Origin of the sequence: Novosphingobium percolationis (assembly GCF_020179425.1) — a bacterium.
GTDB lineage: Bacteria > Pseudomonadota > Alphaproteobacteria > Sphingomonadales > Sphingomonadaceae > Novosphingobium > Novosphingobium percolationis.
The window spans coordinates 632448-652618 of the sequence record NZ_JAILYM010000001.1; the positions used below are offsets into that span (position 1 = coordinate 632448).

At 66.3% G+C, this 20171-nt stretch carries 23 protein-coding genes; 13 read left to right on the top strand and 10 right to left on the bottom strand.

Annotated elements, in window-relative coordinates; translation table 11 throughout:
* Nucleotides 1–122: 122 nt before the first annotated feature.
* Complete coding sequence (locus K3A84_RS02830) at nt 123–656, bottom strand: GNAT family N-acetyltransferase (protein ID WP_225007637.1); 534 nt, start codon at nt 654–656, stop codon at nt 123–125.
* Nucleotides 657–960: 304 nt separating this feature from the next.
* On the opposite strand from K3A84_RS02830, the gene rpsA reads away from it, so the two are divergent.
* From rpsA to K3A84_RS02850, 4 genes are all read left to right on the top strand, one after another.
* Nucleotides 961–2661: a 30S ribosomal protein S1 gene (gene rpsA, locus K3A84_RS02835; protein WP_225007639.1), complete on the top strand. Its 1701-nt coding sequence runs from the start codon at nt 961–963 to the stop codon at nt 2659–2661.
* Between the two features lie 107 nt (nt 2662–2768).
* On the top strand, nt 2769–3533 hold the full coding sequence (gene gloB, locus K3A84_RS02840) for a hydroxyacylglutathione hydrolase (protein WP_225007644.1): 765 nt from the start codon (nt 2769–2771) through the stop codon (nt 3531–3533).
* A gap of 10 nt (nt 3534–3543) precedes the next feature.
* Entirely contained in the window at nt 3544–4590 is a 1047-nt protein-coding gene (locus K3A84_RS02845; protein ID WP_225007645.1) for a LacI family DNA-binding transcriptional regulator, read from the top strand.
* A 2-nt stretch (nt 4591–4592) separates the two neighbouring features.
* Nucleotides 4593–5075 carry a GNAT family N-acetyltransferase gene (locus tag K3A84_RS02850; protein WP_225007646.1) on the top strand — a complete coding sequence of 161 codons (483 nt, stop codon included), beginning with the start codon at nt 4593–4595 and terminating at the stop codon, nt 5073–5075.
* A 144-nt stretch (nt 5076–5219) separates the two neighbouring features.
* Here the strand turns inward: K3A84_RS02850 and K3A84_RS02855 are convergent, their stop codons facing one another.
* From K3A84_RS02855 to K3A84_RS02890, 8 genes are all read right to left on the bottom strand, one after another.
* Entirely contained in the window at nt 5220–5771 is a 552-nt protein-coding gene (locus tag K3A84_RS02855; RefSeq protein WP_225007649.1) for a F0F1 ATP synthase subunit B family protein, read from the bottom strand.
* Entirely contained in the window at nt 5764–6258 is a 495-nt protein-coding gene (locus K3A84_RS02860; RefSeq protein WP_225007651.1) for a F0F1 ATP synthase subunit B family protein, read from the bottom strand. Before K3A84_RS02860 ends, K3A84_RS02855 begins: the two co-directional genes overlap by 8 nt.
* An 83-nt stretch (nt 6259–6341) precedes the next feature.
* Nucleotides 6342–6569, bottom strand: coding sequence for a F0F1 ATP synthase subunit C (locus tag K3A84_RS02865; protein ID WP_022677864.1), 228 nt, complete (start codon nt 6567–6569; stop codon nt 6342–6344).
* A 47-nt stretch (nt 6570–6616) separates the two neighbouring features.
* Nucleotides 6617–7399: a F0F1 ATP synthase subunit A gene (locus K3A84_RS02870; protein WP_225007653.1), complete on the bottom strand. Its 783-nt coding sequence runs from the start codon at nt 7397–7399 to the stop codon at nt 6617–6619.
* Between the two features lie 41 nt (nt 7400–7440).
* Nucleotides 7441–7761, bottom strand: a complete 321-nt coding sequence (locus K3A84_RS02875) for an AtpZ/AtpI family protein (RefSeq protein WP_225007656.1) — start codon at nt 7759–7761, stop codon at nt 7441–7443.
* Between the two features lie 281 nt (nt 7762–8042).
* Nucleotides 8043–8426, bottom strand: coding sequence for a YdbL family protein (locus tag K3A84_RS02880; RefSeq protein WP_225007660.1), 384 nt, complete (start codon nt 8424–8426; stop codon nt 8043–8045).
* 2 nt (nt 8427–8428) lie between these two features.
* Complete coding sequence (locus K3A84_RS02885; protein ID WP_225007663.1) at nt 8429–8644, bottom strand: YnbE family lipoprotein; 216 nt, start codon at nt 8642–8644, stop codon at nt 8429–8431.
* A gap of 47 nt (nt 8645–8691) precedes the next feature.
* Nucleotides 8692–11931 (bottom strand): YdbH domain-containing protein, encoded by a 3240-nt coding sequence (locus K3A84_RS02890; RefSeq protein WP_225007667.1) that lies wholly within the window; start codon nt 11929–11931, stop codon nt 8692–8694.
* A gap of 88 nt (nt 11932–12019) precedes the next feature.
* Here K3A84_RS02890 and radC point away from each other — a divergent pair, with 88 nt between their 5' ends.
* The 9 genes from radC (at nt 12020) to K3A84_RS02935 (ending at nt 19222) form a co-directional block, all read left to right on the top strand.
* Complete coding sequence (gene radC / locus K3A84_RS02895) at nt 12020–12763, top strand: RadC family protein (RefSeq protein WP_225007670.1); 744 nt, start codon at nt 12020–12022, stop codon at nt 12761–12763.
* A gap of 302 nt (nt 12764–13065) precedes the next feature.
* Nucleotides 13066–13932, top strand: a complete 867-nt coding sequence (locus K3A84_RS02900; RefSeq protein WP_225007672.1) for a carotenoid biosynthesis protein — start codon at nt 13066–13068, stop codon at nt 13930–13932.
* 3 nt (nt 13933–13935) lie between these two features.
* Nucleotides 13936–14667 (top strand): NRDE family protein, encoded by a 732-nt coding sequence (locus tag K3A84_RS02905; protein WP_225007674.1) that lies wholly within the window; start codon nt 13936–13938, stop codon nt 14665–14667.
* A gap of 175 nt (nt 14668–14842) precedes the next feature.
* On the top strand, nt 14843–16156 hold the full coding sequence (gene purB / locus K3A84_RS02910; RefSeq protein WP_225007675.1) for an adenylosuccinate lyase: 1314 nt from the start codon (nt 14843–14845) through the stop codon (nt 16154–16156).
* Nucleotides 16157–16238: 82 nt separating this feature from the next.
* Nucleotides 16239–16544 (top strand): DUF1049 domain-containing protein, encoded by a 306-nt coding sequence (locus tag K3A84_RS02915; RefSeq protein ID WP_225007676.1) that lies wholly within the window; start codon nt 16239–16241, stop codon nt 16542–16544.
* Complete coding sequence (pyrF, locus tag K3A84_RS02920) at nt 16541–17215, top strand: orotidine-5'-phosphate decarboxylase (protein WP_225007678.1); 675 nt, start codon at nt 16541–16543, stop codon at nt 17213–17215. Before K3A84_RS02915 ends, pyrF begins: the two co-directional genes overlap by 4 nt.
* A gap of 7 nt (nt 17216–17222) precedes the next feature.
* The gene (locus K3A84_RS02925) at nt 17223–17723 is read left to right on the top strand and encodes a GNAT family N-acetyltransferase (RefSeq protein WP_225008127.1); all 501 of its coding nucleotides are present in this window, start codon (nt 17223–17225) and stop codon (nt 17721–17723) included.
* A gap of 66 nt (nt 17724–17789) precedes the next feature.
* Nucleotides 17790–18539: an SIMPL domain-containing protein gene (locus tag K3A84_RS02930; RefSeq protein WP_225007682.1), complete on the top strand. Its 750-nt coding sequence runs from the start codon at nt 17790–17792 to the stop codon at nt 18537–18539.
* A gap of 41 nt (nt 18540–18580) precedes the next feature.
* The gene (locus K3A84_RS02935) at nt 18581–19222 is read left to right on the top strand and encodes a phosphoribosylanthranilate isomerase (RefSeq protein WP_225007685.1); all 642 of its coding nucleotides are present in this window, start codon (nt 18581–18583) and stop codon (nt 19220–19222) included.
* Between the two features lie 80 nt (nt 19223–19302).
* Here K3A84_RS02935 and K3A84_RS02940 read toward each other — a convergent pair whose 3' ends face one another.
* Nucleotides 19303–19761: an outer membrane protein gene (locus K3A84_RS02940; RefSeq protein ID WP_225007688.1), complete on the bottom strand. Its 459-nt coding sequence runs from the start codon at nt 19759–19761 to the stop codon at nt 19303–19305.
* Between the last annotated feature and the right edge of the window lie 410 nt (nt 19762–20171).

The window sequence follows — 20171 nt, forward strand, 5'->3', positions numbered from 1 at the left end:
GACGGATCAGGATATAACTACTCTCTTCGTCACCCCGGGCTTGACCCGGGGTCCCGCTTCCCCCCTCCCGCAAGCGGCAAGGGTCGGGGGCGAACAAACCCCACCGCCCAACCCCGCCGGATTTACCCGAACCGCTTCTCCAGCATCACCAGGTGCGGATCGCCCTCCACCCCGTGCGCCTCGAAGCCCTTTTCGCGCTCCAGTTCGATCGCCGCGTGGTTGTCGCGGTCCTCGATCGAGATCACGCGGTTCAACCCGCGCTTGCACGCTTCGTCGGCCAGCAGGTCGAGCATGGTCCAGCCCACGCCGCGCCCGCGGTAGTCGCTGCGGACCGAAATCGCGATCTCGCCCGTATCCATCTTAGCATCGCAGGCCAGCATGGCGGACGCGACGATCTCACCGCTGGCCGCATCGAACGCCACGAAGCTCTCGGTGCGCCAGTGGTCGACATGGGTCAGCGGCTGCAGCTGCTCGTGCTCCAGATGCTGCACCGCCGTCAGGAAGCGAAAGCGGCGATCCTCGGCGCTCACCTTGTCGAAGAAGTCGGCCAGCGCGGCTTCGTCCTCGGCAAAGGCGGCGCGCACGCTCAGCACGGTGCCGTCACGGGTGGTCATCTGGGTCATCGGGGCAAGCTCCGCCAAAGTGGTCCGGGTCATCGAAATCTCCTGCGTTTTCAGGATGGAGGCCTGTTAGCACCCGCAGCATGACAGAACTTGATCCAGCGCAATCGGACACTTGCAAAAAGCACGGTTTTGCTTGCGTTTCGCGAAGGTTTGACCTAGGGGCGCGCAGTCCCTCGGACGGCCCCAGCGGCCCGATGCGCGGATACCCGCCATGGCATCCGGCCCGGCGGGTGGTTCGGCCCTTTTTGGCCCGTCTGTTTCGCATGGTGCGAAAGGCGGAGGAAAGACCGGCGGAGACAACCGCCTGGCCGGAATAACACGATACAGGAAGCACACCATGGCTACCAATCCCACGCGCGACGATTTCGCCGCGCTGCTCGACGAGACGCTCGGCGCCGCTGCCAATGGCGGTTTTGAAGGCCGCGTCGTCAAGGGCACCATCACCGCCATCGAAAACGACAAGGCCGTCATCGACGTCGGTCTCAAGAGCGAAGGCCGCGTGCCGCTGCGCGAATTCGCGATGGCCGGCCAGCCGCATGGCCTTTCGGTCGGCGATGAAGTCGAAGTCTATGTCGACCGCGTCGAAAACGCCGACGGCGAAGCGATGCTGTCGCGTGACCGCGCCCGCCGCGAAGCCGCTTGGGACAAGCTTGAAAACGAATTCGGTGAAGGCAAGCGCGTCGAAGGCGTGATCTTCGGCCGCGTCAAGGGTGGCTTCACCGTCGATCTCGACGGCGCCGTGGCCTTCCTGCCCGGCTCGCAGGTCGATATCCGCCCGGTCCGCGACGTGACCCCGCTGATGGACATGCCGCAGCCGTTCCAGATCCTGAAGATGGACCGCCGTCGCGGCAACATCGTCGTCTCGCGCCGTGCGGTGCTGGAAGAAACCCGCGCCGAACAGCGCTCGGGCCTGATCCAGAACCTCAAGGAAGGCCAGATCATCGACGGCGTCGTCAAGAACATCACCGACTACGGTGCGTTCGTCGATCTCGGCGGCATCGACGGCCTGCTCCATGTCACCGACATGAGCTACAAGCGCGTCAACCACCCGAGCGAAGTCATCGCCATCGGTGACACCGTGCGCGTCCAGATCATCCGCATCAACCAGGACACGCAGCGCATCTCGCTGGGCATGAAGCAGCTCGAAAGCGATCCGTGGGATGGCGTCGCCGCCAAGTACCCGGTCGGCGCGAAGCTGCGCGGCACCGTCACGAACATCACCGAATACGGTGCGTTCGTCGAACTGGAAGCGGGCATCGAAGGCCTCGTCCACGTTTCGGAAATGTCCTGGACCAAGAAGAACGTCCACCCCGGCAAGATCGTTTCGACCTCGCAGGAAGTCGACGTCATGGTGCTGGAAGTCGACAGCGACAAGCGCCGCATCTCGCTCGGTCTCAAGCAGGCCCAGCAGAACCCGTGGGAAGCCTTCGCCGAAAAGCACCCGGTCGGTTCGACCGTGGAAGGCGAAGTCAAGAACGCGACCGAATTCGGTCTGTTCATCGGCCTCGATGGCGACGTGGACGGCATGGTCCACATGTCGGACATCGCGTGGGGCATCTCGGGCGAAGACGCGCTGGCGCTGCACCGCAAGGGCGAGCAGGTTTCGGCCGTGGTTCTCGACGTCGACGTCGAGAAGGAACGCATCAGCCTCGGCATGAAGCAGCTTGAAAAGGGCGCTCCGGCGGCCGGCGGCGTTGCTTCGTCGGGCTCGCTGCGTCGTGGCGAAGTCGTCACCGTCACCGTTCTCGAAGTCCGCGATGGCGGTCTCGAAGTGCAGGCTGGCGAAGACGGCGCGACCGGCTTCATCAAGCGTTCGGACCTCGGCCGCGACCGCGACGAACAGCGTCCGGACCGCTTCCAGGTCGGCCAGAAGCTCGACGCCATGGTCACCGGCTTCGATCGTTCGAAGAAGCCGAACTTCTCGGTCAAGGCTCGCCAGATGGCCGAAGAAAAGGAAGCGGTGGAACAGTACGGCTCGTCGGATGCCGGCGCTTCGCTGGGCGACATCCTCGGCGCCGCGCTGAAGGCCCGCTCGTAAGAGCGAGAGCCCCAAGCGGGACACAAGCAAGGCCCGTCCGGAGCGATCCGGGCGGGCTTTTGCTTTATGGGCGCTGTGCCGCTAGGGTCCGCGGCCAGGAGAAGACGATGCCCCTTCAGGTCCACCAGTTCCCTTGCCTGTCCGACAACTACGGCTACCTCGTCCACGACGATGCCAGCGGTGAAACCGTCGCGATCGACACGCCGGATGCCGAAGCCTACTTGCGCGAAGCATCACTAAAGGGCTGGAAAATAACACAAATATGGAACACGCACTGGCACCCGGACCACGCTGGCGGGAACGAGGCGATCAAGGCCGCGACCGGCTGCACCGTCACCGCCCCCGCAGGTGACGCTCCCCGCATCGCGGCGGTCGACCGCACGGTCACACACGCCACTCGCGTGACCTTGGGTGACTTCGAAGCCCACGTGATCGACGTCGGCGGCCACACCAACGGCCACGTCGCCTACCACTTGCCGCAAGCCAGCATCGCCTTCGTCGGCGACTCCCTCTTCGCCCTCGGCTGCGGCCGCATGTTCGAAGGCACGCCCGATCAATTCTGGGCCAGCCTCGAACGCCTCAAGGCGCTGCCGCCTGCGACCGCGATCTACTGCGCGCACGAATACACCGCCTCGAACGCCCGCTTCGCCCTCTACGCCGACCCGGACAACAAGGCGCTGGCCGCCTATGCCGCCGAAGTCGAACAGCGGCGCAATGCGAACCAGCCCACGGTTCCCACAACCCTTGACCGGGAACTGGCCACCAACCCCTTCCTCCGCGCCGACGATCCTGCCATGCAGGCACGATGGGGCGGCGCGGATGCGGTTGCGACCTTTGCCGCGCTGCGTGCGGCGAAGGACGACTTCCGGTAAGAGCGCCGACGTGGAGGGAAAGACCAAGCCGATGCCCGAAAAGCGCCTAACCCGCGTGACCTCGTTCGACGTTGCCGAAGCGGCTGGCGTCAGCCAGTCGACCGTCAGCCGCGCGCTCGCCGGGGACACATCGATCAGCGAGCCGACGCGCAAGCGCGTGCTCGAGGCCGCGCAGCGCCTGAACTACCAGGTCGACGAAAACGCAGCCCGCCTGCGCCGCGGCAAGACCGGCACGCTGGCGCTGGTGATGATCTGCCGACCCGGCCAGGATCGCAAGGACCTCAACCCGTTCTACTTCGCCCTGCTGGGCAGCACGTGCGCCGCCGCCTCGGCGCGCGGCTATGAGGTGCTGGTCGCGTTTCAGGACAGCCCCGAGAATTTCTGGGGCCACTACCAGGAACGCCGCAAGGCCGACGGCATGATCGTGATCGGCACGAGCGAGAACACCGAGGCGTGGGACTATTTCGCCCGCCTGCCCGAAGGCACCAACTGGGTGTGCTGGGGCGCACCGAGCGACGACTTCCCGTGGGTGCGCAGCGACAATGCCGCAGGCGCGATGCTGGCCACGCGGCACATGCTGGTGCGCGGCTATCGGCAGATCGTGTGCCTGGGGTCGGAAACGTCGCCCCAGCGCCAGTTCAAGGAACGCTTCGACGGCTATGCCACTGCCATGCAGGAAGCAGGCCTCGAACCCTTCCTGCAGAGGATCGAACGTGGTCTGCCGCGCGAGGAGCAGGGCCGCCGTGCCGCCGCCGCATTGATCGAAAGCGGCCGTCCCTTCGATGCCGTGTTCGGCGTCAGCGACGAGATCGCACTGGGCGCGCTCAAGGAACTGACCCAGCGTGGCTACAAGGTGCCCGAGGACATCGGGGTGGTCGGCTTCGACGGCGTGCGCGCCGGGCAATGGTCGATCCCGCCGCTGACCACGGTCGAGTCCGATTTCGAGGTGGCAGGATCGCTGCTGGTCGATCGCCTGATCGCCACCATCGGCGGCGAGGCCCCGTCGCCCCGCCGCGTCCCGGTACGCCTTGTGGTGCGCGGCTCGACGCGGGACTGACCTTGGCTGTCCGTCCGGCCACCGCTGCCGACGCCGACGCGCTCTGGGCCATTCTGAAGCCGGCGATCCGCGCGGGCGAGACGTACGCACTCGACCGCGACATGACCCGAGAACAGGCGCTTGCCTACTGGTGCGGCACGGACAAGCAGACCTTCGTGTTCGAGGAAGCCGACGGCGTGCTGGGCACCTACTACCTGCGCGCCAACCAAGCAGGCGGCGGCGGGCACGTGTGCAATTGCGGCTACATGACCGCGCCCCACGCCACCGGCAAGGGCGTCGCCCGGCAGATGTGCGCGGACTCGCTGGACCGCGCCCGTGCGCAAGGCTTCCATGCCATGCAGTTCAACTTCGTGGTCAGCACCAACACCCGCGCGGTGGCGCTGTGGCAATGCTTCGGTTTCGCCGAAGTGGGCCGCCTGCCGCTGGCCTTCGATCACCCCGCGCATGGGTTCGTTGATGCGCTGGTGCTGCATCGGGCGCTTTAACGTTGCTTCGCATCCGGCCCACCCCCCAGCCCCTCCCGCTTGTGGGAGGAGGCTGACGGAGCACCGCCCACGCAACAAAAAACCCCGCCGTTTCCGGCGGGGTTCTTGTCTTGTGATGCAAGCCCTTGCGGACCGGCAGGTCGATCAGTGGGCAAGCCCGGCGATCGCGCCATCGACCAGCGCCTTGTCGGCGCCAGCGCTGTGGTTCTGGGCAATCAGCTGGCCTGCCGCTGCAGCAGCAGCCGAAGCCACCTTGGCCCGCAGATCATCAACTGCAGCGCGTTCGGCGGCACCGATCTTGTCGGCGGCCATCTTTTCGCGACGCGCAATCACGTCCGTGGTGTCCTGCGCAGCCTTGGCGACGATCATGTCCGCTTCATGGCGGGCGTGATCGAGCATCGCGGCAGCGTCCTTTTCGGCGTTGGCGATCTTGGCCGCGTATTCCGCGCGCAGCTTTTCGGCTTCGGCGCGCAGCACCTTGGCTTCATCAAGCTGCTGGCGGATCGCGCCGATCTGCTTGTCGAGACCGCCGACGATGGCGCCGGGAACCTTCTTCACCACGAGGATGAGGAGGAACACCAGCATCGCGGCGGCAACCCACATGCCGGGCGTAAGACCGAGCGCAGCAGGCTCGACTTCATGCTCGGCGCCGTGCGGCTGCTCGACAGTGGCGGTGGTGTGCGCGGCGTTAGCCATGAGCGAGCGCTCCCTTCACGGCGGCCTGAGCCTGTTCGGCCGGAACCGAGATACCGGCGAGACGGGCGACGATATCCTGCGCCGCTTCAGCAGCGACGCTTTCGATCTCGCCCAGCGCGGCTGTACGGGCGGCATCGATGCGCGCTTCGGCAGCGGCAAGCGTTTCGTCGATCTTGCCCGAAGCAACGGCCAGAGCCGCTTCGGTCGACTTGGCGGCATCGAGCTTGGCCTGGGCAATCACGCCCTGGGCTTCAGCGCGCTGCCTGGCGGCGGTGACCCGCCATGCCTCTTCCTCGGCATCGGCGGCGGTCCGGGCGGCTTCAGCCGCGGCGAGATCGTCGGCGATCTGCTTGTCGCGCAGGTCGACGGTCGAGGTAACCTTGGGCAGAAGACCCAAGCCGACCACGAAGAAGACCAGACCGAAGCACACCAGCAGCCAGAAGACCTGGCTGGAGTAGGTGGTGGCAAGCTGTGCAATCTGAGGCATCGCGTTTATCCGCGCTTCTTGCGGTCGGGGCCGCAAAACTTGCGAACCCCGGCCGTTGCATCAACAGTATTCGAAACGTTCGATCAGGCGACGAAGATCAGGATCATCGCGACGACGAACGAGAGCAGGCCGAGAAGTTCCGCGGCCGCGAAGCCGATGAACAGGCGGCCCTGCTGGCCGTCGGCAGCGCCGGGGTTGCGCAGCGCGCCTTCGAGGAACTTCGCGAAGACATTGCCCACGCCGAGCGAGGCGAGACCCGCACCGATGGCGGCCAGACCAGCGCCGAGAAGCTTTGCGCTCTGTGCGTCCATGATAAAAACTCCCTCTTTCAAATCTGTAGTGGAACGGATGAAACGGATCAGTGAAGGTTTTCCGCGTCGTTGAGATAGACGCAGGTCAGCAAGGCAAACACGTAAGCCTGGATGCCGGCAACCAGCAGTTCCAGCGCGCAGATGCCGATCATCAGCAGGAAGCTGGGCAGCGCGGCGATACCGAAGGTCAGCGCGCCGGCATTGGTGCCGGAGATCACGAAGCCCGACAGCACTTCCAGCAGGACGTGGCCGGCCATCATCGCGACGAAGAGACGCAGGCCGAGCGAGAACGGACGCACCATGAACGAGATCAGTTCGATCGGGAAGATGATCGGAATCATCGGCACGGGCGTGCCGTGCGGCACGAACAGCGAGAAGAAGTGCAGCTTATGCTTGGCGAAGCCGACGATCAGCACGATCGCGAAGCTCATCACCGCCAGAACGCCCGTCACCGTGAAGTGGCTGGTGGCGGTGAACGGGTGAAGCCCGACGAGCGCGAGCGGCAGCAGCCCCAGCAGGTTTGCGAACAGGATGAACATGAACAGCGAGAAGATGTACGGCAGGTACTTGCGCCCCGCCTCACCGATGTTCGACATCAGCAGGTTGTCGACGAAGCCGGTGAAGCCTTCGACCGCCATCTGCCAGCGACCCGGCACGACAGCGCGCTTGGCGCCACCGGCCACGAACACGATCAGCACGACGGCGGTGATCGCCATCCACAGTGCCGAATTGGTGAACATCACGTTGTAACCGGCGATGGACCAGTGATCGGTGCCGAACAACGGCTCGATCGTGAACTGGTGAACCGGATCGACCTTGCCTTCGGCCACGTGCTTTCCCCGTCACTACTCAAAATAAGACAACAGCGCCCTTATTCGGGGCGCTGGTTCGAAATCCTGATGATGTTGCGGAAGGCGACTCCGACCCCCACGAACAGCATCACCAACAACCCCCAGGGCTTCGTTCCGGCAAACTGGTCGATGACCCAGCCGATGAACGCGCCACCCACCATGCCGCCCACAAGTTCAGCCAGCACGCGGTTGCCAAGGCGATAGTTCGCGTCGGACCCATCCGGTGCCGGCTTGGTGATCCGCTCGTCCTCGCGCTGGCGGGCGGCCTTGAGCCGCTCGTCGAGCGTGGAGATCCGCGGATCCTCGCCGATGGGCGTCACGTCGGATGTGTCGTCGGTCATGCTGCTCTCCCCAGATCAAGGTAGACCCGACAAAAAGCGCAGCGCAACCAACGGCTGTCCGCCGGGAGCGCCTGCCCCTTAGGCGGGGGTATGTCCCAAGTCAACCGCTACAGGCCCATGACGATCCGAAATGAAAAGCCCCTTCCCGCTCAGGCAGGAAGGGGCGGAATTGCGCCATTTGCTACGTATGCGCTGTTGGATGCGGGCGGGAAGCCCATCTGGCTGCGCTTTCGGTACCGGGCCGGTGCTGTGCGCGTTCCGCAAATGCCGAAGGCAAAACCTTACGGGCAGCGCGCATCGCGCAAGGGAGGCGAGGCCGTGCGCGTCTGCCAAGAGCCGTCGGGCGACTGGTACTTCTCTCCCGGCCTGGTCTGGGCGATCAGCAGGCAACCCGAGGTAAGCGCATATTCCTCGACCGTAGCGCTGTTGGCCTTGGCCTTGTCGGCATAGACGGCCTTGCGCTTGATGTTGATGTCCTCGACCACCGCGCGCAGCGCCGGGCTGGGCGACACCACGAAGCCGAGGTAGCCATCGATCTTCTCGCCCACCTGCCCTGCGGCGCGCGCGGCTGCATAGGCCGGATCGCGCTGTGCGAAAGCGGCGACCGGCAGGACAACGCCCGCCAGCGCGAGGGCAGTCAGAGCCTTGGTCAGAATGCGCGCCATAGTCAGAAAATCTCCGCGTTCTTGTCGATCGTCTGCGCGGCGTCGGCCGCCAGGCGATAGATGACTTCCTGCTTGATGTTGATGTTGAGCTCGATGACGATCGGCTTGTCCGGGGCCTTCACCGAAATGCACCCCGCCAGCATCGCCACTCCGCCCAGCACCGGAAGCGCCCGCAGCAGGCGCCAGCCCCGTTTCGACCGTGTTTCGCATTCCCTCATGAGGCAAAGGGTCGCAGGGTTCGCGTCTGTGGTCAATTCGAGGCTCCTCATGGCATCTTTCCGCTTGCTGGAGGCTGAATGCCCGATGGCATTGCGGGCAGCACGATCACTGGGGTTCCGCCCGGGCGCACGCCGTTGGAAAGGCGCGTGATCGGTCGGCCCTTCGCATCGACAAGGCCCAGCGTGCGCGGGTCCTTGATGAAGGCGGGGTCGTACATTGCCTTCACCGACGTGATCAGCTGGTAGAACGGCGCGCGGATGTTGACGTTGAACTGGATGGGCAGGTCGGCGAGCTGCTTCGTGAGGAAGTTGCGCTTGATTCCAGCGCCCTGCTTCACGCCTGCAAACTTCACGTTGGTCACGATCTCGCCTTCCAGATCGCCCCGCATGGCGATGGCCATGTTGCGATAATCCAGCGATTTCAATTGGTCGAAGGCGTAGTTCGCCATCGGCGACAGGTCCTTGTAGGTCAGCGCGCCGACATAGGAGACGTTGCCGCCGGGGGCACGCGAAACAAGGTTGCCGCCTTCGATCCGGCCGCCGTCGGCATCGAACACGAGCGGCAGCTTGCCATCGAAGATACCCGTCGCCGACAGGTTGCCGAGCTCCAGCCGCGCGAGGAACTTGGCCGCGTCCAGCCCGTCTACCAACAGCGTGTAGCGGCGCGTTTCGGCAAGGCCGAGGCGCAGCTCGGTCGGTTCGAGCGCGAGGTTGCCGCCAAGAAACGGCCAGTGCGCCCCGTTCAGGCGCAGCACCTGTCCGGGCAGCAGCTGGATGTCGATCGTGCCATCGTTGACCTCGATCCCCGGATTGACCGCCGCCACCTTGAGCACCTGGTGCGGGGCGGTGACGAGGCCGAGCAGATCGGTGAAGCGCAAGGAGCCGGATAGGCCCTTCACCGGGCCGAAGGCAGCTGCAAGGTCCAGATTGTCCGATCCGAAAGTTCCGCTGCTGGTGACGCCGCGCTGGGTCCAGTCGATGCGGCCGCTGCCCTTCACCGTGCCGGCGGCGTTGGCGACGACGCCGAGCGCCAAGCGCGTCAGCTCGTCCGGCTGCAATCCCTTGTCGAAGACGAGGCCGGGAACGGTCAGATCGGCGTGGCCAGTGGCAGTGGTCAGGTCGTGGCGAATCACCGCGCGCCCCACCTCGCGGTCGGAGGCCGGGTGGCGCAGCAACGCCTCGGCATCGATGCGGTTGTCGGCCAGCGTCAGCGTCGCGCCACGGGCGATCAGCTTTTCGAAGCGCGCCGGATTCTGCCGATCGGTCAGGTCGAACGACGTATCGGCCAGCACCAGCTTGCCATCGGCATAGCGCCAGTCGCCCTTCGCGCCGGTCACGTCGAGCGGTGTGGCCGCAAGCCGCGCCTCGACCCCGGCGAAGGTGCCCGCGTAATCGCCGCCCAGCCGCGCGACGAGTTCCGCGAGCTTCAGCCGCGTCGCGGTGTCGTCAGGCCCCAGCGCCACGTTCAGCCCGCGCGCCGTGATCGTGCCGGGCCAGGCGAAACCGACAGGTCCGCTTTGCAACCGGACGGGCGTTTCCCCCAGCTTGCCCGACAGCGCGAGCGCATCCGTGCCGCCGCCGATGCGCAGACCGCCCGCGCCCTGGCGGACGATGGCCGTGCCGCCGGCGGGGCAGATCGTCAGGCTCTGGCGGTCTAGCGCCATGGCACCCAGTTGCAGCGCATCGAAGCGCGGCGTGACGCACCGCCGCCAGAGCGCCAGTTCGCCGCGCGCGGAGTAGGCGCCATGGAGCGGCAGGACGAGACCCTGCACACGCCCGCCGGGGATTGCACCCGAAACGCGTGCTTCGCCCGAAAAGCCCAGTGAGCCGTCCTCCACTTGCGCAACCATCAGCGCCGGGATCGCAACTGCGCCCCCGCCCGCGCGGTACTCGTCCATCGCCAGGCGGAACACCGCGCGCCCCGGCACGGACTGTTCCAGCCTGCCCGACAGATGGGGAAGCCCCGCACCGCCGGTCGAAAAGGCTCCCGCCATGCGCGGCATCCGCCCTTCCGCGCCCGCCACCTGAAAGCGCGAGAGCGACACCAGCGCCGCCCCGCTGCCGCCACGCAGGGCGGCGGCTGGGACGACAAGGCTCCAGTCGCCGCCCTGCCTGCGGAACGAGACTTCGCCGGTCACGCGGCTGCCGCGTTCTTCCCGCGCGAGCGCCTGCCGCACTTGCGCGACCATAGGGGCGAACAACGTGCCCTCGACTTGCGCCCCGGTCGAAGCCAGCGCTCGATCGAGGACGGCGCCGCGCCGCAAGCCCTGGCCGTCGATGCCACCGCGAAACTCGATCGCCGAAAAGCCCTTGCGGGTGGCAATCCGTCCATCGACCGACAGCAGTGCCACGGTCGCGCCATTGGCGTGGACGCCCCCGGCATTGGCGGCAAGCCGCCCGCCCAGGACGCCACCGCGCCAGGCCAGCGCCGAATCGAGTGCCAGCGATTCGCCGGTCAACCCGCCCAACGCGAACGCCCCTGTCCGCAAGCCGCTCCTGGACACCAGCCCCTGGAAATCCCGGTCCATGGTCAGATCTAGATCGAGCACGGCATCGTCGACCGTCGATTTCCGCGTTGCGCAATCAAGCCGGTCGAAGCGCAAGGGCCCTGCCAGATGGGGCTTTTCGCCCGCGATCCGCAGACGCCCGGCAAGGTTCGCGCCGCGCACGTCGCACCCGCCCGCATTGAGATGCGGCGCGGCCACGGCCAGCGTGCCGGCAAAGCCGTCGCGCAACGCGCCGCTGCCCGCAGCGCGCACGGCAATGCGCCCGGCCTCGCTATCGAACATTCCCTGCCCGTCGATCACCGTCAGATCGAGCCTCGGCAGCCGGAACGGCGCTTTGGATGGCGTTGCGGGATAGATCAGCTTGTCGAGCGCACCGAGGCTCAACCGCCCATCCTGCCAGCGCCCATGGATGCGGGGCCGGGTCAGGATCACCTTGCCGATCTCGGGCAGGCCAAGCCCATAGACCACGCGAAATTCCGCACGGTCGATGGTCAGGTCTGGATGGCGCGGGTCGCCAACTACGATGTTGCGCAGCACTTCCACGCCGGGGGCGATGGTATCGATCTCGTAAGTCGCGGACAGGCCGAGGCCGGCCAGTTGCTGCCCGATCACGCGATCGGCAATGCGATCGCGCGCCAGCCACAGCCCCCCCAGAGCTGCCGCCAAGGCAGTCCCCGTTACCAGCAGCGCACGACGCGCGCGGCGCCGCGGGCGCGCGGCTTCGGGCGGCGCCAGAGGGGCGTCGTCGAAATCTTCTGCCAAAACGGTGCTGTCCCCCATCGGCCCCCTTCTTGCGCAGCGCCCCGGCATAGGCAATGCACCGGCGCAACAACGCGCGAACGCCGTGATGGTGCCCGCAAGGGATGGTATGCAGGACGAACCCCGACTCTTTCCTGAACGGGAATCGCAACCGCGCCAGCGCGATCGTGTGCGCGAGGCGGGGAACGACCCTTCGGGCCATCGCGCCCGCCTGCGCCAACGGTTGCTGGATGGCGGCGACGATGCGCTCGCCGATCACGAGGTCATCGAATACCTGCTGATGACGGCGATCCCACAGAAGGACGTCAAGCCGCAGGCGCGGATGCTGCTCCAGCGCTTCGGTTCTCTGGCCGGCGTATTCAATGCCGATTGGCGCGCGCTCGTGGAAACGCCGGGAATCAAGGAAACGGCCGCCGCCGCGCTGAAGATCGTCGGCGTCGCGGCCCGGCGCCTTGCCCGCACCGGCGTGCAACAGTTGCCGATCCTGGGCAGTTGGCAATCGCTGATCGACTACCTGACGATCGACATGGCGCACCTCAACCACGAACGCGTGCGCGTGCTCTACCTGAATACGCAGAACCGCCTGATCCTCGATGAGAAGGTCGCCGATGGCGACATCGATGAAGCCGCGATCCATCCACGCCGCGTGATCCACAAGGCGATGGACATCGGCGCGGCGGCGCTGATCCTCGTCCACAACCACCCCTCCGGCTCCCCGCAGCCGAGCCGGGCCGACATCCAGATCACGCAGAAGATCATCGAGGCCGGGCGGCTGCTAGGCATCATGGTCCACGATCATGTGATCATCGGGCGCGAAGGCCACGTCTCGCTGAAGGCGCAAGGGTTGATCTAGGGGTAAGTTGGGGGGCGTCGCACCTGCATCGGCAGGGCGCCAGCCTTCGTCATCCCGCGTTTGCCCAGGAATCCCGCTTTTACGGCACGACGGCCGAACAGCGGGCGCCCCGGGGCACGCCCAGGGTGACGGCAGTTTTTGATGGTGGGGCAGCGGATCTTTTGACCCTCCCCGCTTTTGCGAAGTGCAAATGGGGAGGATCAACGCCCCTCTATCCGCCAGGACCTCTGCCCGGTCCGACGCAGGCAGTGGACAAGCCCCCCGCCCACGCGCCATGAACGGCGCAAAGATGGGGGAATACGATGCTGGATGATGGCAGGAATACCAATCGCGGCGGCCTTGTCGCCACGCTGACCACGGCGCTGGCGCTCGTCTGGCTGGTGCTGTTCGTGGGCGAAAAGATCGCGGGCAAGCCCGGGCTGTCGTTCTTCGTCCTGCTCGCGCTGGTGCTGGCGCACGGTTCGATCACCATCGGTGGCCGCGCGCTGGCAGCCTTCGCGGTGGTGACGATGGCGATCTCGTTCCTTCTGGAAGCTTCTAGCATCGCCATGGGCTTTCCGTTCGGCTTCTACGTCCACCATGCCGCCATGCCGCGTCCGCTGGGCGTGCCGCTGATCGTGCCGCCAAGCTACATGGTCTATGCCTATCTCGGCTGGCGGATATCGTGCGCGATCCTGCGCTGCGAGGAGCCCGGCCCTTCGGCGCAGCGCTTGATCGCGGCGCCGCTGCTCGCTGGCTTCGTCATTCCGGGCTTCGACCTCGTGGTGGATGCGATGGGCTCGACCGTTGGCGGCGGCTGGACCTATGCCCACCCTTCCGGCTATTTCGGGGTGCCTCTGAGCAACTTCCTCGGCTGGATCTTTACGTCATGGGCGATGATCCAGGCTTATGCACTGATCGAGGCGCTGGCCATGCGCGAGCCGCGCCGGGCCTCGGTGGCGATACGCCTGCGCCTGCTGCCGCCCGCGATCTGGCTGTTGACCGGCCTGCAATTCGCGATCGACCTGCTGCACCGCCCTGCCGGAACGGCGAGCGTGGCAGGGCGCACGTTCCTTGTCGGCGACATTGCCGAGGCCAGCCTGATCGTCGGCCTGCTCGCGATGGTGCCCCCTGCACTGGCGGCGCTGCTGGCCATCCTGAACGGGCCGGAACACCCGGCGCGGCGCTGAACAATGTGCGTTGCTGCCATCGCCTGGCGCGCGCATCCGCGCTGGCGTCTCGTCATCATCGGCAATCGTGACGAGTTCCACGATCGCCCCTCCGCGCCGCTTGCACGCTGGGAGGACGGCACGATCGCGGGCAAGGACCTGCAGGCGGGCGGCACGTGGCTGGGCCTGAACGACGCGGGACGGCTGGCTCTCGTCACCAACTATCGCGTCGAAGGCCACCCCAAGCCCGGCCGCCCTTCGCGCGGTGGCCTCGTGACCGACTGGCTGCAAGGGCAGCCGCCCGGCGACATCGGCCTGATGAACCCGTTCCACCTGCTGCAGATCGCGGGTGAGGACGCGTGGCACCTGACCAACTACCCCGCGCCTGCCCGAACGCGGCTGGAGGCCGGTATCCACGGCCTGTCGAACGGCGGCTTCGACGACCGCTGGGCCAAGACGCTGCGCCTCGAAGCGGTGCTGGCCGATTGGCTGGCGGCGGGCGACAATCCGGCCGCGCTGTTCGATGCCCTGCGCGATGCTACCCCGCTGGCGCCGGGCGAAAACGGTGCGGGCCCCTTGCCCGGCTTCACCTCGGTGTTTATTGATAATTCCACGTACGGAACCCGCTGTTCGACGGTGATCGCAGTGGACCAAGCAGGGCAAGGCGCGATCATCGAACGCCGCTTTGCCCCGGACGCCGCGCCCACCGGCGAAACAATGCTGCGCTTCAGCTGGCCGGTACAGGCCGGACGTTGATAACGAACACGTCAGTTATGGGCTTTGATCACCCGGAATAACTGACGCGCCCGTTATCAATGAGTGCACCTCCCCATAACTGACACGTCCGTTATCAACGTCGGCGCAGCCATGGCTTGCATCTGCGCCCCCCCTTCCCTAGCGGCGCGGGCACGCAATCATTCGGAGTCGAACCATGGTCCCCCGCTACGCCCGCCCTGCGATGACCGCCATCTGGGAACCGGAAGCCCGCTATCGCATCTGGTTCGAGATCGAGGCCCACGCCACCGAGAAGCTGGGCGAGCTGGGCGTCGTGCCCCTGTCGGGCGCCAAGGCGTTGTGGGACTGGTGGGCGACCAACCCCAGCATCGACGTCGCCGCGATCGACGCGATCGAAGCGGTGACCAAGCACGACGTCATTGCCTTCCTCGACTGGGTGGCGCAGCAGGTTGGCCCCGAAGCGCGCTTCATGCACCAGGGCATGACCAGCTCCGACGTGCTCGACACCACGCTGGCGGTCCAACTGGCGCGCGCTGCCGACCTCCTGCTCGAAGATATCGACGCGCTGCTGGCCGCGATCAAGCGCCGCGCCTTTGAGCATAAGTACACCCCCACCATCGGCCGCAGCCACGGCATCCACGCCGAACCGACCACGTTCGGCAAGAAGCTGTCGGAAGCCTATGCCGAGTTCGCCCGCTGCAAGACGCGCCTGATCGCCGCGCGCGCCGAAGTCGCCACGTGCGCCATCTCGGGCGCGGTGGGCACCTTCGCCAACATTGACCCGTCGGTGGAAGAATATGTCGCGGACAAGCTGGGCCTCGCGGTCGAGCCGGTGAGCACGCAGGTCATCCCGCGCGATCGCCACGCGATGTTCTTTGCAACGCTCGGCGTCATCGCCAGCAGCATCGAGCGCCTCGCGGTGGAAATCCGCCACCTGCAGCGCACCGAGGTTCTGGAAGCGGAAGAATACTTCTCGCCCGGCCAGAAGGGTTCGTCGGCCATGCCGCACAAGCGCAACCCGGTGCTGACCGAAAACCTCACCGGCCTTGCCCGCATGGTCCGATCGGCCGTCACCCCCGCGCTGGAGAACGTGGCGCTGTGGCACGAGCGCGACATCTCGCACTCTTCGGTCGAACGCTTCATCGGTCCCGACGCCACGATCACGCTCGACTTCGCGCTCGCCCGCCTCACTTCGGTGGTCGACAAGCTCGTCGTCTACCCCGAGCGGATGCAGAAGAACCTCGACAAGATGGGCGGCCTTGTCCACTCGCAGCGCGTGCTGCTGGCGCTGACGCAGGCTGGGCTGGAGCGCGATGCCTCGTACCGCCTCGTGCAGCGCAACGCGATGAAGGTATGGGAATCCGACGGCCAGCTTTCGCTGATGGAGCTGCTCAAGGCTGATCCCGAAGTCGCCGCCGTGCTGACGCCGGAGCAGATCGAGGACAAGTTCAACCTCGACTACCACTTCAAGGCGATCGACACGATCTTCGCCCGCGTCTTCGGCGAATAAGCCCGCGAATCGCTCCGGACTCGCCTTCCGCGCCGAACCGACCTAGTGTCGGGCCGGACGGAAGGGGACCGGAAGGGGAAGCATGAAAGTCCTGCGCACGATTTCCTGGCTGCTGGTGGTGGCCGCACTTGCAGCATTCACCGTCGCCAACTGGCAGCCGGTCGAAGTGCGCATCTGGCAGGGCCTCGTGCTCGATACCAAGCTGCCGGCGCTGGTTATCTTCGCCTTCCTGCTCGGCCTCGTGCCCACCTGGCTGGTCTATCGCACCACCCGCTGGCGCCTTGCCAAGCGCATCGCCACGCTGGAAGCGAACCTGGCCGTGCCGTCCGCCGCCCTCACCTCCACGCAGCTCGATGCAGCCGCGCCGCAACCGACAGAGACGCCGTGAGCAACCCGATCTATCTCGCCCTCGACCTGCCCCGCCTCGACGCAGCGGTCGCCCTTGCGCAAAAGGTGCGCGGCCATGTCGGCGGGCTCAAGCTGGGCCTCGAATTCTTTTGCGCCCACGGCCACCACGGCGTGCACGAGGTCGCCAAGGTCGGCCTGCCGATCTTCCTGGACCTGAAGCTGCACGACATTCCCAACACTGTCGCCGCCGCGATGCAATCGATCCACGTCCTCCAGCCCGCGATCGTCACCATCCACGCAGGCGGCGGGCGCGCGATGATGGAAGACGCCAAGGCTGCTGCGGGCGAGCACTGCAAGGTCGTCGCCGTCACCGTGCTGACCAGCCTCGACGATGCTGACCTCTCGGCGGTGGGCGTCAGCAGCAGCGCGCACGACCAGGCGCTGCGCCTTGCCGATCTGGCGCAGGAAGCGGGCCTCGACGGCATCGTCTGTTCCGGCCACGAAGTCGCCGCGATCCACAAGCGCTGGAAGAACGGCTACTTCGTCGTTCCCGGCCTGCGCCCGGCGGACGCGGCGCTGGGCGACCAGAAGCGCGCCGTTACCCCGCGTCAGGCCCGCGATGGCGGGGCCAGCGTACTCGTCATCGGCCGCCCGATCAGCCGTGCCACCGATCCGGTCGCCGCCGCCCGCGCAATCGAGGCGACGCTCTGATCCGATGATGCAGGTCCGGTTGGCCACGCCTGCGGACATCCCCGCCCTGCGCGCGCTGGTCGAGCGCGCCTATCGCGGCGACAGCGCGCGCGGCGGCTGGACGCACGAGGCCGACCTGCTTGACGACGAGCGCACCGACGAGGCCGAACTTGCCGCCACGCTGGCCGATCCCGCAGCCCGCGTGCTTGTCGCCGAACAGGACGGCGCCTTCACCGGCACGGTCACGATCACCCGCAAGAGCGCAACCCACGCCTACCTGGGCATGCTCTGCGTCGATCCCGTGTTGCAGGCGGCAGGCCTTGGTCGCGCGCTGATCGCCGCCGCCGAAGCGCAGGCACTGAGCGATTTCGGGGCGACCGTGATGGAAATGACGGTGATCGACAAGCGCGCCGAACTCATCGCCTGGTACGAACGGCGCGGCTACATCCGCACGGGCGAGACGCGGCCCTTCCCCGTGCCGGGCGACCATCCCTTTGCCATGGTCGTGCTGGAACGGGACATCGGCTGAACGGTTCATCCCGGCGCAACCTCGCCCCGTCCACATCGACGGGCAGACGCACAGGGAGACCGACCCATGAAACGCCTGATTCTCGCCGCCCTTCCGCTGCTGGCCCTGCCGCTGGCAGCCCACGCTCAGCAACTTTCCACCGCCCCCGTCGTCGCGCCGGGCGATGCCGTGCTGACTGTTTCGGCCGATGGCCAGTCCACCCGCACGCCCGATCTCGCGGTGTTCAACGCGGGCGTCACCACGCAGGCGAAGACCGCCAGCGCCGCGCTGAACGAAAACGCCGCCAAGATGAACGCGGTGATCGCTGCGCTCAAGAAGGCTGGCATCGCCGACCGCGACGTGCAGACCAGCAACCTGTCGGTGAACCCGGTCTATGGCCAGCCGCGCCGCCTGCCCGATGGCACCACCGAGGGCGACCCGGTGATCATCGGCTATCAGGCAACCAACCAAGTGCAGGTACGTCAGCGCAAGCTCGACCAGTACGGCAAGGTGATCGACACGCTCGTCACCTCGGGCGCGAATCAGGTCAACGGACCCAGCTTCCAGCTCGACAACAGCGACGCCGCGATGGACGAAGCCCGGATCGAGGCGATGAAGAAGGCCCGCGCCCGCGCCGATCTCTACGCCAGGGCGGCAGGGATGCGCGTCCTGCGCGTTCTGACGATCAACGAAAGCGGTGGCTGGTCGCCCCAGCCGGTGATGTTCGCCCGCGCCGAGAAGATGATGGACGCGCCACCCGCGCCGCCTAGCCCCGTCTCGGCGGGCGAGCTGGAAATGCGCGCCAACGTCACCGTGACCTACGAACTCGCTCCCTGATATTTGACGCCATGCTCGCAGCCGTCCTATCGGCTGCGAGCATGAGCACTGCCCACATCAAGATCTGCGGGATCAACACCCCCGCCGCGCTCGACGCCGCCGTGCGCCACCGCGCCGACTACCTCGGCTTCGTGTTCTTCGCCAAAAGCCCGCGCAACGTCGACCTGCCCCAGGCCGCCGCACTCGGCCAGCGCCTTGCGGGGCGTGCGACATCCGTCGGCCTGTTCGTCGATGCCGACGACGCCACCATCCTCGAAGCCGTTGCCGCCGCCCGACTCGATGCGATCCAGCTTCACGGCAAGGAATCGCCCGAGCGCGTGGCCGCCTTGCGCGCGCAACTGGGCCTGCCCGTGTGGAAGGCGGTCTCGGTCGCCAGCCGCGCTGATATCGACGCCGCCGCGCGCTATGCCGGCGCTGCCGACCTGGTGCTGTTCGATGCCAAGGCGCCCAAGGGTGCCGACCTTCCCGGCGGCCTCGGCCTCGTGTTCGACTGGACGCTGCTGTCAAACTACCGAGCGCCCTTCGCCTGGGGCCTTGCGGGCGGCCTTTCGCCCGACAACGTGGCCGAAGCGATCCGTGTGACGGCTGCACCGCTGGTCGACGTTTCCTCGGGCGTGGAATCCGCGCCCGGCGTCAAGGACGAAGCCCGCATCGCCGCCTTCGCCCGGGCCGTACGCGCCTGACACAGAAAAGGGGCGGCCTTCCGAAGAAGACCGCCCCCTTTTTCTCAAGATCTCACGTCAGGCGGGCAAGCCGCCCGGCATCAGAACTTGTAGCCGACGCCAACCGCGACCGCGTTGAAGTCGGGCTGGTTGTTGTCGACGAAGAAGTGACGGTATTCGACCTTGCCGTACACGTTGCCAAAGGCGTGCTGGTAGCCGGCGCCAGCCGTCCAGGTGCCGTCGCAGAACTCGCAGTTCTTGGTGTTGTAGCCACCGACGACATAGAGCTTGCCGTTTTCGCCGAGCTTGGCACCGCCACGGCCGTTGAAGCCGAAGGTCACGCGGGTGTTGCCGGTGAGGATCTTGTCGGCGGTCACTTCGGCGCCGACGAACGCGGTCGAGCCGAGGTCGTAGTCGTAACCGGCGGCGACACCGGCGATCGCCTCGCTGTCACCCTGGCTCCACACGATGCCGCCGCGCGCTTCGACGCGGGCTTCGTTGGCAAGGGCGGGGGTGGCGGCAACCAGCGAGGCAGCGGCGGCGAGAAGAATGGTACGCATGGTGTAAACTCCTGATTGGATGCCCCTTCTTGGCGGGGGCCGAGGGCGCAGCTAGTCCTCGAGATCAGGGTTCGCAACACGGCGCATGCAATTTTTGAATCAACCGAAGATCATCGTGTCCAATTGGCAACACATTGTAAGGTAGACGCAAAATTCCTAATTTAAACGCACGAATGCGCTTGCTACAAATCGATACATTTATTTTGTTGGAACCCAACAATATTTTTGCTCTACAGCGCTATATCTGCGCCCTCACCGCCAAAATCGTCATAATATTATCGCTATTCACAGCGGGAGATATCGTCAGGTCACGGCGAAGTAGGCATGGGAGACGGGTCGTTCAACCGCCCTACGTAATAAAAGTGCAATTTATCACGTGATCGTGACTCACGCGCCACACACAGTTGCGT